Below are 5882 nucleotides of genomic sequence, written 5' to 3'. Positions count from 1 at the left end.
GGTTGATGAAGTACTGCCTGAACAACCCATGCGTCAGTGGGTGTTGAGCTTCCCGTTTCAGCTGCGTTTCCTGTTTGGGGTCGTTTGCGGGAAGGGGCGGAATCCTACGCTAAGGCTTTGGCCAGCGATATTCTCCGGTGAGATTGATGTGTTCCCAGGGGATAGGAGAAGTCGCTTGATATCTAGTATGACGTCTGTCGCACCTGCTTGATCGCGGCCGCGATAGCTAGATCGCGTTGCTCCTCTTCTCCATCCGCGTTCCAAGCTGCGGAAAGGCACCCATAAGCGTACGCCTGGTCGAGCAGGCGACGCGGATCGACGTCCAGCGCACGAGAGAATGCGTCCGCCATCTGTGCAATGCGTCTAGGATCGAGACAAAGGTCGTCTCTGTCAGCCGGATCGTAGAACATATTGGCGGCGCCAAAGCCCACTTCACCGACCAGACCGACGGGATCTATCACCAGCCAGCCGCGACTGGAGAACATGATGTTTTCATGATGCAGATCGCCATGTAGCCCACGCAGTTCCGAGGCATTGCTCATCATTTGATCGGCTATAATCGCCGCGTGGACGTAGTCAGTTTGACAACCTGCGTTTTGATCATCGCGCGCCCGCTGAAACAAAGCTGCAAAGCGATCCCGGATCGGGAGAAGGGCAGAAGGCAGGGGTTCCTCAGATGCGGCATACAGCTTCGCCATTAGTTCCGCTGCAATTTCGGTCGCCTGGTAGTCGCCGTGCTCGGCAACGATGTGAGAGAGCATTCGCTCCCCGGCATATTCGAGCAACATCAGATTGTTCTCACGACCGAGCAACCGGACTGCTCCCCTCCCATTGCGCCATACCAGATAGTCGGCCCCGCGCAGTTCATCAGCAATGTCTTCTATAGGTTTCAATCCCTTGACGATTGCAGGAGTCCCGTCTGGCAATGAAACTTTCCAAACGAGGCTGGAAAAGGTGTCCGCAATGAGAACAGGTTGCGAAACGTGCCAATGAGCAGGAAAAACAGGCGGCATGAAGGGGTCGTCTCAGAAAACGGAAAATAAAGCACGCTAAGGCGTAACTACCCTCGGCTACACCGCGTCGGCACCACGCGGCTCTTTCTCCCCTTGCAGCGAAGCAATCAGCGGGCAAGAAACGTTCCCTTGCCGCGCATGGCAGGCGAACACAAGTTCGGATAGCACGGTTTCCATGCGCGCCAGGTCGGTCATTTTTTCGCGCACGTCCTGAAGCTTGTGCTCGGCCAGGCTGCTGGCTTCCTCGCAGTGGGTGCCGTCATCCAGCCTCAGCAGCTCTGCGATCTCGTCGAGGCTGAATCCGAGCCGCTGGGCTGATTTCACGAAGCGCACCCGCGTCACATCCGCCTCGCCAGAGAGGCCGAGCGCGGCCGTGAGGCTTGGACGCTAGGGCAGGGCATGAAAAAGCCCGTAGCGGGCTGCTACGGGCGTCTGACGCGGTGGAAAGGGGGAGGGGATGTTGTCTACATGGCTCTGCTGTAGTGAGTGGGTTGCGCTCCGGCAGCGGTCCTGATCAATCGTCACCCTTTCTCGGTCCTTCAACGTTCCTGACAACGAGCCTCCTTTTCGCCAATCCATCGACAATCACCGCGAGTCCCTGCTCGAACGCTGCGTCCGGACCGGCTTCGTCGAAGGCGTCTATCGCGGCCCGCAACAGCGGCGAGAGCGGAGCCTGTTCAACGGTGCCGCCGCGCTCGCCGGCATCGCTGTCGCCGGCCTGCTCCTCAAGCACGGCCCCAACAGTGAAGTAGCTGATTGTCATCAGCGCATTGACGGCGTCCCCGGCCGAAAAACCCGCCTCGCAGAGGAAGCGAAGCTGCGCGTCGGCCGTTTCCATCTGCGGTGCGCCCGGTCGCGTGCCGGCATGGATGCGCGCGCCATCGCGGTAGGCGAGCAGCGCCTGCCTGAAGCTGCGGGCATTCCCGATCAGAAATGAGCGCCAGTCGTCGTCGGCTCTCGGCACCGAATGCGTATGATTCTCCGCCAGCATGGCTTCGGCCAGTGCGTCGAGCAGCGCCCGCTTGTTCCTGAAGTGCCAGTAAAGCGCCGGCTGCTGAACCCCCAACCGTTCCGCCAGTTTGCGTGTCGTCAGACCGTCTACGCCGACCTCGTTCAACAGGTCCAGGGCGGCACGGATCACTGTATTCGGCTGCAACTTTGTCATGCTTGACACTTTATCACTGATAAACATAATATGTCCACCAACTTATCAGTGATAAAGAATCCGCGCGTTCAATCGGACCAGCGGAGGCTGGTCCGGAGGCCAGACGTGAAACCCAACAGACCCCTGATCGTAATTCTGAGCACTGTCGCGCTCGACGCTGTCGGCATCGGCCTGATTATGCCGGTGCTGCCGGGCCTCCTGCGCGATCTGGTTCACTCGAACGACGTCACCGCCCACTATGGCATTCTGCTGGCGCTGTATGCGTTGGTGCAATTTGCCTGCGCACCTGTGCTGGGCGCGCTGTCGGATCGTTTCGGGCGGCGGCCAATCTTGCTCGTCTCGCTGGCCGGCGCCACTGTCGACTACGCCATCATGGCGACAGCGCCTTTCCTTTGGGTTCTCTATATCGGGCGGATCGTGGCCGGCATCACCGGGGCGACTGGGGCGGTAGCCGGCGCTTATATTGCCGATATCACTGATGGCGATGAGCGCGCGCGGCACTTCGGCTTCATGAGCGCCTGTTTCGGGTTCGGGATGGTCGCGGGACCTGTGCTCGGTGGGCTGATGGGCGGTTTCTCCCCCCACGCTCCGTTCTTCGCCGCGGCAGCCTTGAACGGCCTCAATTTCCTGACGGGCTGTTTCCTTTTGCCGGAGTCGCACAAAGGCGAACGCCGGCCGTTACGCCGGGAGGCTCTCAACCCGCTCGCTTCGTTCCGGTGGGCCCGGGGCATGACCGTCGTCGCCGCCCTGATGGCGGTCTTCTTCATCATGCAACTTGTCGGACAGGTGCCGGCCGCGCTTTGGGTCATTTTCGGCGAGGATCGCTTTCACTGGGACGCGACCACGATCGGCATTTCGCTTGCCGCATTTGGCATTCTGCATTCACTCGCCCAGGCAATGATCACCGGCCCTGTAGCCGCCCGGCTCGGCGAAAGGCGGGCACTCATGCTCGGAATGATTGCCGACGGCACAGGCTACATCCTGCTTGCCTTCGCGACACGGGGATGGATGGCGTTCCCGATCATGGTCCTGCTTGCTTCGGGTGGCATCGGAATGCCGGCGCTGCAAACAATGTTGTCCAGGCAGGTGGATGAGGAACGTCAGGGGCAGCTGCAAGGCTCACTGGCGGCGCTCACCAGCCTGACCTCGATCGTCGGACCCCTCCTCTTCACGGCGATCTATGCGGCTTCTATAACAACGTGGAACGGGTGGGCATGGATTGCAGGCGCTGCCCTCTACTTGCTCTGCCTGCCGGCGCTGCGTCGCGGGCTTTGGAGCGGCGCAGGGCAACGAGCCGATCGCTGATCGTGGAAACGATAGGCCTATGCCATGCGGGTCAAGGCGACTTCCGGCAAGCTATACGCGCCCTAGGAGTGCGGTTGGAACGTTGGCCCAGCCAGATACTCCCGATCACGAGCAGGACGCCGATGATTTGAAGCGCACTCAGCGTCTGATCCAAGAACAACCATCCTAGCAACACGGCGGTCCCCGGGCTGAGAAAGCCCAGTAAGGAAACAACTGTAGGTTCGAGTCGCGAGATCCCCCGGAACCAAAGGAAGTAGGTTAAACCCGCTCCGATCAGGCCGAGCCACGCCAGGCCGAGAACATTGGTTCCTGTAGGCATCGGGATTGGCGGATCAAACACTAAAGCTACTGGAACGAGCAGAAGTCCTCCGGCCGCCAGTTGCCAGGCGGTAAAGGTGAGCAGAGGCACGGGAGGTTGCCACTTGCGGGTCAGCACGGTTCCGAACGCCATGGAAACCGCCCCCGCCAGGCCCGCTGCGACGCCGACAGGATCTAGCGCTGCGTTTGGTGTCAACACCAACAGCGCCACGCCCGCAGTTCCGCAAATAGGGGTCGTTTGCGGGAGAGGGCGAAATCCTACGCTAAGGCTTTGGCCAACGATATTCTCCGGTAAGATTGATGTGTTCCCAGGGGATAGGAGAAGTCGCTTGATATCTAGTATGACGTCTGTCGCACCTGCTTGATCGCGGCCGCGATAGCTAGATCGCGTTGCTCCTCTTCTCCATCCGCGTTCCAAGCTGCGGAAAGGCACCCATAAGCGTACGCCTGGTCGAGCAGGCGACGCGGATCGACGTCCAGCGCACGAGAGAATGCGTCCGCCATCTGTGCAATGCGTCTAGGATCGAGACAAAGGTCGTCTCTGTCAGCCGGATCGTAGAACATATTGGCGGCGCCAAAGCCCACTTCACCGACCAGACCGACGGGATCTATCACCAGCCAGCCGCGACTGGAGAACATGATGTTTTCATGATGCAGATCGCCATGTAGCCCACGCAGTTCCGAGGCATTGCTCATCATTTGATCGGCTATAATCGCCGCGTGGACGTAGTCAGTTTGACAACCTGCGTTTTGATCATCGCGCGCCCGCTGAAACAAAGCTGCAAAGCGATCCCGGATCGGGAGAAGGGCAGAAGGCAGGGGTTCCTCAGATGCGGCATACAGCTTCGCCATTAGTTCCGCTGCAATTTCGGTCGCCTGGTAGTCGCCGTGCTCGGCAACGATGTGAGAGAGCATTCGCTCCCCGGCATATTCGAGCAACATCAGATTGTTCTCACGACCGAGCAACCGGACTGCTCCCCTCCCATTGCGCCATACCAGATAGTCGGCCCCGCGCAGTTCATCAGCAATGTCTTCTATAGGTTTCAATCCCTTGACGATTGCAGGAGTCCCGTCTGGCAATGAAACTTTCCAAACGAGGCTGGAAAAGGTGTCCGCAATGAGAACAGGTTGCGAAACGTGCCAATGAGCAGGAAAAACAGGCGGCATGAACATCAACCCCAAGTCAGAGGGTCCAATCGCAGATAGAAGGCAAGGCGTTCGCGGTCGGGGGCTTCGATCCCCAATACATTGAATAGGACAGCGAAGGCGCGCTCTGCTTCATCTGGCGCTGCCCAGTTCTCTTCGGCGTTAGCAATCATGAGTGCCAAATCGGCATAGCGATCTGCTGTTCCGAGCCGCCCAAGGTCGATCAGACCCGTGCATTGAAGAGTTTTAGGGTCCACCATGAAGTTCGGCATGCAGGGATCACCATGGCAAACAACCATATCGGTGCGCTCTTGGTCGAGCCGCACCGGTAGCTCTCGTTCGACACGAGCCAAAAGATCGAGCTGCGGCGTACTCTTGTCCTCGTCCGGTAAGAAGTCGGGATTGACGGCATTGCGGGACACCACATCAACGGCGCGTCCGAACATTCGCGACAGCCTGCGCTCAAACGGACATTGATCAACCGATAGGCTGTGAACAGCGCCAAGTTGCTGCCCCATTGACGGCCACGCTTTGAGCAAATCCGCTCCAGACAGATCAGCCGCCGGTACTCCCGGAATTGCCGTTATCACCAAGCATGCACCCTCCTGTTCCTCCTGCCAGTTGATCACCTCGGGGCAAGCCACACCTCGACCTTTGAGCCAAATGAGGCGGTCACGCTCTCCAGCGAGCTCACCGCGGCGGGAAGCAGGTGCGATTTTCGCGAAGGCATGCCCGTCACCACGTCGAAAAACAAAATCACCAGATTCTCCGCCTCTGACAGGCAACCAGTCAGAATGCGATTCACCAAAAAAAATATTAGTTCGATTCAATGGAGGTTCCTTCAGTTTTCTGATGAAGCGCGAATATAGAGAAATATCCCGAATGTGCAGTTAACGAATTCTTGCGGTTTCTTTCAGCGCCGCCAATACCGCCAG

The 5882-nt window shown here is 58.9% G+C and carries 6 protein-coding genes and 3 pseudogenes; 3 read left to right on the top strand and 6 right to left on the bottom strand.

Features of this window, described 5'->3' with window-relative positions:
- Positions 1 to 211 (top strand): hypothetical protein (locus R7D93_RS24960; RefSeq protein WP_206926156.1); only part of this gene is annotated, 211 nt, incomplete at its 5' end.
- Here the strand turns inward: R7D93_RS24960 and R7D93_RS24955 are convergent.
- Both R7D93_RS24955 and R7D93_RS24950 read right to left on the bottom strand, forming a co-directional pair.
- A complete protein-coding gene (locus tag R7D93_RS24955; protein ID WP_001391758.1) occupies positions 183 to 1013 on the bottom strand; it encodes an APH(6)-I family aminoglycoside O-phosphotransferase in 831 nt (276 codons plus the stop codon). The genes R7D93_RS24960 and R7D93_RS24955 overlap by 29 nt on opposite strands.
- A gap of 57 nt (positions 1014 to 1070) precedes the next feature.
- A pseudogene (locus R7D93_RS24950) lies at positions 1071 to 1367 on the bottom strand (MerR family DNA-binding protein); the annotation flags it as partial.
- Here R7D93_RS24950 and R7D93_RS24945 point away from each other — a divergent pair.
- A pseudogene (locus tag R7D93_RS24945) lies at positions 1362 to 1496 on the top strand (relaxase); the annotation flags it as partial. The pseudogenes R7D93_RS24950 and R7D93_RS24945 sit on opposite strands and share 6 nt — an antisense overlap.
- A 31-nt stretch (positions 1497 to 1527) precedes the next feature.
- Here R7D93_RS24945 and tetR(A) read toward each other — a convergent pair.
- Entirely contained in the window at positions 1528 to 2178 is a 651-nt protein-coding gene (gene tetR(A), locus R7D93_RS24940; protein WP_000164043.1) for a tetracycline resistance transcriptional repressor TetR(A), read from the bottom strand.
- Positions 2179 to 2283: 105 nt separating this feature from the next.
- Here tetR(A) and tet(A) point away from each other — a divergent pair, with 105 nt between their 5' ends.
- Positions 2284 to 3483: a tetracycline efflux MFS transporter Tet(A) gene (gene tet(A) / locus R7D93_RS24935; protein ID WP_001973670.1), complete on the top strand. Its 1200-nt coding sequence runs from the start codon at positions 2284 to 2286 to the stop codon at positions 3481 to 3483.
- Between the two features lie 31 nt (positions 3484 to 3514).
- On the opposite strand, the pseudogene R7D93_RS24930 reads toward tet(A), so the two are convergent.
- The 3 genes and pseudogenes from R7D93_RS24930 to aph(3'')-Ib form a co-directional block, all read right to left on the bottom strand.
- Positions 3515 to 4030, bottom strand: a pseudogene (locus R7D93_RS24930) (DMT family transporter); the annotation flags it as partial.
- A gap of 107 nt (positions 4031 to 4137) precedes the next feature.
- Positions 4138 to 4974 (bottom strand): aminoglycoside O-phosphotransferase APH(6)-Id, encoded by an 837-nt coding sequence (locus tag R7D93_RS24925; protein WP_000480968.1) that lies wholly within the window; start codon positions 4972 to 4974, stop codon positions 4138 to 4140.
- Positions 4974 to 5777 (bottom strand): aminoglycoside O-phosphotransferase APH(3'')-Ib, encoded by an 804-nt coding sequence (gene aph(3'')-Ib / locus R7D93_RS24920; protein WP_001082319.1) that lies wholly within the window; start codon positions 5775 to 5777, stop codon positions 4974 to 4976. The genes R7D93_RS24925 and aph(3'')-Ib overlap by 1 nt, the downstream gene beginning before the upstream one ends.
- Between the last annotated feature and the right edge of the window lie 105 nt (positions 5778 to 5882).

It is taken from the genome of Vibrio sp. YT-15 (assembly GCF_033337445.1).
GTDB lineage: Bacteria > Pseudomonadota > Gammaproteobacteria > Enterobacterales > Vibrionaceae > Vibrio > Vibrio alginolyticus.
This window is presented reverse-complemented; position numbering and strand designations above follow the sequence as displayed.

Coding starts and splice junctions, on each gene's coding strand:
- R7D93_RS24955 (WP_001391758.1), bottom strand. CDS start 1,013: ATGCCGCCTGTTTTTCCTGCTCATTGGCACGTTTCGCAACCTGTTCTC.
- R7D93_RS24925 (WP_000480968.1), bottom strand. CDS start 4,974: ATGTTCATGCCGCCTGTTTTTCCTGCTCATTGGCACGTTTCGCAACCT.